This window comes from Asanoa sp. NPDC050611 (assembly GCF_040654855.1).
Lineage (GTDB): Bacteria > Actinomycetota > Actinomycetes > Mycobacteriales > Micromonosporaceae > Asanoa.
In genome coordinates this window covers 1-3,825 of sequence record NZ_JBFAIU010000510.1, presented here as the reverse complement: position 1 = coordinate 3,825, position 3,825 = coordinate 1, and the positions used below count along the sequence as shown (strand labels likewise).

General features: G+C 67.4%; 4 protein-coding genes. All 4 read right to left on the bottom strand.

Going from position 1 to position 3,825, the window contains the following annotated elements:
- Nucleotides 1-11: 11 nt before the first annotated feature.
- A complete protein-coding gene (locus AB0H87_RS39310; protein ID WP_360158127.1) occupies nt 12-725 on the bottom strand; it encodes an ABC transporter ATP-binding protein in 714 nt (237 codons plus the stop codon).
- Entirely contained in the window at nt 715-1,476 is a 762-nt protein-coding gene (locus AB0H87_RS39305; RefSeq protein WP_360158130.1) for an ABC transporter ATP-binding protein, read from the bottom strand. Before AB0H87_RS39305 ends, AB0H87_RS39310 begins: the two co-directional genes overlap by 11 nt.
- Nucleotides 1,477-1,630: 154 nt before the next feature.
- Nucleotides 1,631-2,824: a branched-chain amino acid ABC transporter permease gene (locus AB0H87_RS39300; protein ID WP_360158124.1), complete on the bottom strand. Its 1,194-nt coding sequence runs from the start codon at nt 2,822-2,824 to the stop codon at nt 1,631-1,633.
- Nucleotides 2,821-3,765 (bottom strand): branched-chain amino acid ABC transporter permease, encoded by a 945-nt coding sequence (locus AB0H87_RS39295; RefSeq protein ID WP_360158121.1) that lies wholly within the window; start codon nt 3,763-3,765, stop codon nt 2,821-2,823. The genes AB0H87_RS39300 and AB0H87_RS39295 overlap by 4 nt, the downstream gene beginning before the upstream one ends.
- Nucleotides 3,766-3,825 lie beyond the last annotated feature (60 nt).

The window sequence follows — 3,825 nt, the reverse complement described above, 5'->3', positions numbered from 1 at the left end:
GGTGAGTGCGATCAGGCGACGCCGAGGTAAGCGTCCTTGACCGCCGGGTCGTGCAGGAGGTCCTGGCCCGTGCCCTCCTTGACGATCTTGCCCGTCTCGAGGACGTACGCCCGGTGGGCGCGGGACAGGGCCTGCTGGGCGTTCTGCTCCACCAGCAGGATGGTCGTGCCGTCGCGCTGGTTGATCTCCGTGATGATTTCGAAGATCTGTTGGATCAGCATCGGGGCCAGGCCCATCGAGGGCTCATCGAGCAAGAGCAGCTTCGGGCGGCTCATCAGGGCCCGCCCCACCGCCAGCATCTGCTGCTCGCCGCCCGACAGTGTGCCGCCCGGCTGCTTGAAGCGTTCGCGCAGCCGCGGGAACAGGTCAAGGACGTGCTCCATGTCCTTGGCGATGTTCGCCGAGTCCCGCCGGGTGTAGGCGCCCATCTCCAGGTTGTCCTTCACCGACATGCCCGGGAACACGCCCCGGCCCTCCGGTGACTGGCAGATGCCCTGGATGACCCGCAGGTCGGCCCGCATCCGGGTGATGTCGACGCCGTTGAAGCGGATCCGGCCCGCGGCGATCGCCCGCAGCCCGGAGATCGCCCGCATGGTTGTCGTCTTGCCCGCGCCGTTCGCGCCGATCAGGGCCACGATCTCGCCCTCGTCGACCGTGACGGAGATGCCGTGCAGCGCCTGGATCCGCCCGTACAGCAGGGTGATGTTGTCGACCTCAAGCAGCATCTGCGGGCACCCCCAGGTAAGCCGCGATCACCTTCGGGTTCTCGCGAACCTCGGCCGGCGAACCCTCGGCGATCTTCTTGCCGAACTCGAGCACCACGATCCGGTCGGTCACGCCCATGACCAGCCGCATGTCGTGCTCGATGAGCAGCACGGTCACGCCGGTGTCACGGATGTTCCGGATCAACTGGAGCAGCGAGTCCTTCTCGGCCGGGTTGAACCCGGCCGCCGGCTCGTCGAGGCAGAGCATCTTCGGCTGGGTCGCCAGCGCCCGGGCGATCTCCAGGCGGCGCTGTTCGCCGTAGGAGAGGTTGCGGGCCGCCTCTTCGTGCCGGCTGATGCCGACGAAGTCGAGCAGCTCACGAGAACGCTCGCGACCGCTGCGTTCCTCCTGCCAGTAGCGCGGCAAGCGCAGCAGCGCGCTGGGCACGCTCGTCTTGTGGTGCGCGTCGGCGCCCACCATGACGTTCTCCAGCGCGGTCATCTCGGGGAACAGCCGGATGTTCTGGAACGTCCGGGCGATGCCCAACTTCGTGATCTTGTAGCGGGCGCGGCCGCTCAGCTTCTGGCCCTGGAACCGGATCTCGCCCGAGGTCGGGGTGTAGACGCCGGTCATGGCGTTGAAGCAGGTGGTCTTGCCGGCGCCGTTGGGGCCGATCAGACCGAGGATCTCGCCCTCGTACAGGTTGAAGTTGACCTTGTCGAGGGCGACGACGCCACCGAAGCGCAGCGTCACGTTGTCGACCTCGAGCAGAGCCCGCCGCCCCGCCGGGGCGGGCGTCGGGTGCGACTCGGACTCGCCGGACGGCGGTTCCGGTGGCACACCCACCGTCGTGCGGGCGTCGGGTGCCGCGTCGCGCTCGCTGGTGGCGTCGCGCTCGGGGGCGTCCTGTGGCTCCGGAGAAGTGTCAGGCACCGACCATCGCCTCCTTCTCACGATCCTTGAGCTCGGCGGCACGCCGCCGGTTGGGCCACAACCCTTGTGGTCGGAAGATCATGACCACGATCAGGATGATGCCGAAGAACAGGTAACGCAGGTTCGTGGCGCTGATGTCGTACGGCTCGCCGGCGATCCGCACCTGCTCCGGCAGGCCGAACACGTCACCGACCGACCGCAGCCACTCCGGCACGTAGATGACCAGGAAGCCACCCAGGATCGCGCCGTAGATGTTGCCGGCGCCGCCGAGCAGCACCGCGGCCAGCACCAGGATCGACTGCTCCAGCTTGAACGTCGACGCGTTGACGAAGCCGATCTGACCGGCCCACAGCGCGCCGGAGAAGCCGCCGATGCCGGCGCCCATCGCGAACGCCCAGATCTTGAACTTGTACGTCGGCACGCCCATGAGCTCGGCCGCGTCCTCGTCCTCCCGGATCGCGATCCAGGCCCGGCCGACCCGGCTGCGCACGAGGTTCCGGATGAGGAAGACCATGCCGATGATCACGGTGAGGATCAGCCAGTAGTACGGCTTGGCGTCGAACTGGAAGATCCGCGAACCATCGGCGTTGTTGCCGGGCGGGCGGCCGATGTTGGGGATGCCCCGGTCGCCGTTGAAGATCCAGTCGTTCTGCTGCGCGACGATCCGGATCATCTCGGCGAAGCCGAGTGTCACGATCGCGAGATAGTCGCCGCGCAATCTCAGCACTGGGAAGCCGAGGATCACGCCCGCCAACAACGACAGCGCGATTGCCAGCGGTAGCGCCACCAGCCACGGCCACGGGCTCTCGAGCCAGTTGTACTCGGTGAAGACCTTGCTCTGCGGCGACGTGAGCGTCGCGACCGTGTAGGCGCCGACGGCGAAGAACCCGAAGAAGCCGAGGTCGAGCAGGCCCGCGTAGCCGACCACGATGTTGAGGCCCAGCGCCAGCAGGATGTAGTAGCCGCACTGGAACAGCACCGTCGCCATGTCGTTGCGCGTGGTGTAGAGCGGGATGTACTCACCCAGCGGCAGGCCGAGGTATTCGTAGAAGCCCTTGTTGGGGAGGGCGTAGAGGAACACCAGGAAGACGAGGATCACGCCGATGCGGCTGGCCTTCGGCATCCGGTCCCAGCGCCGGCTCACGCCGTGGCGGAAGTCGCGCCAGCGGGTACGGAGGTCGGTCATGCGCGTGCCCTCCCGAGCGACTCGCCCAACAGGCCGGTCGGGCGGAACATCAGAAGCAGGATCAGCACGAGGAAGCCGATGAAGTCACGGAAGTTCGTGCCGAACACCGCCGAGCCGTAGTTTTCCACCAGGCCGAGGAGGATGCCGCCGAGCGCGGCGCCACGCAGGTTGCCGATGCCGCCGAGCACGGCCGCGGCGAACGCCTTGAGGCCGATCAGGAAGCCGACGTTGAACCGGGTGCTGGCCGCCTTCATGTCGGACATCACCGCGGCGACGCCGGCCATCAGGCCGCCGATCAGGAAGACCAGCAGGATCACGCGGTTCTTGTTGACACCCATGAGGGCGGCGGTGTTGGCGTCCTGCGCCACCGCGCGGATGCCGCGGCCGAACCGGGTGCGCTGCACGAACCAGTCCAGCCCGACCATCGCGAGAACCGCGACCGCGAGCGTGGAGATCTGCAGCGGGGTGAGCGACCACCCGCCGAGGCTGACCACCGGGTCGGTCGGCAGCATCGCCGGCACACCGAGCTGGCGGCGGTTGGTGAACGCGCCCATGCCCTCGGAGAGCACGAACGACGCGCCGATCGCGGTGATGAGGAAGGCCAGGGGTGGTGCGTTGCGGGCTCGCAACGGCCGATAGGCGGTCACTTCGACGAGCATCGCGAAGAAACCACAGAGGAGTGCGGCCACCACGATCGCCAGGACGATCAGGCCGAACGCCTCACCGAGGGAGGGACGGGGGGAGTTGGCGTCCAGGCCGAACGCCGACCAGGTCCAGATGGCACCGAAGGTGCCGATCATGAAGACGTCCGAGTGCGCGAAGTTGATCAGGCGCAGGACGCCGTAGACGAGCGTGTATCCGAGCGCGATCAGTGCGTAGATCGCGCCCTGGGTCAACCCGGTGACCGTGAGCACCGGGAAACCGTTGATTAGTTCATTCATCTGCTACAGGTTCTCCCGGGAGATCCCTCAGTCAAGGCCGGTGCGGCCGGGCTTCGTTAC

Coding starts and splice junctions, on each gene's coding strand:
- AB0H87_RS39310 (WP_360158127.1), bottom strand. CDS start 725: ATGCTGCTTGAGGTCGACAACATCACCCTGCTGTACGGGCGGATCCAG.
- AB0H87_RS39300 (WP_360158124.1), bottom strand. CDS start 2,824: ATGACCGACCTCCGTACCCGCTGGCGCGACTTCCGCCACGGCGTGAGC.
- AB0H87_RS39295 (WP_360158121.1), bottom strand. CDS start 3,765: ATGAATGAACTAATCAACGGTTTCCCGGTGCTCACGGTCACCGGGTTG.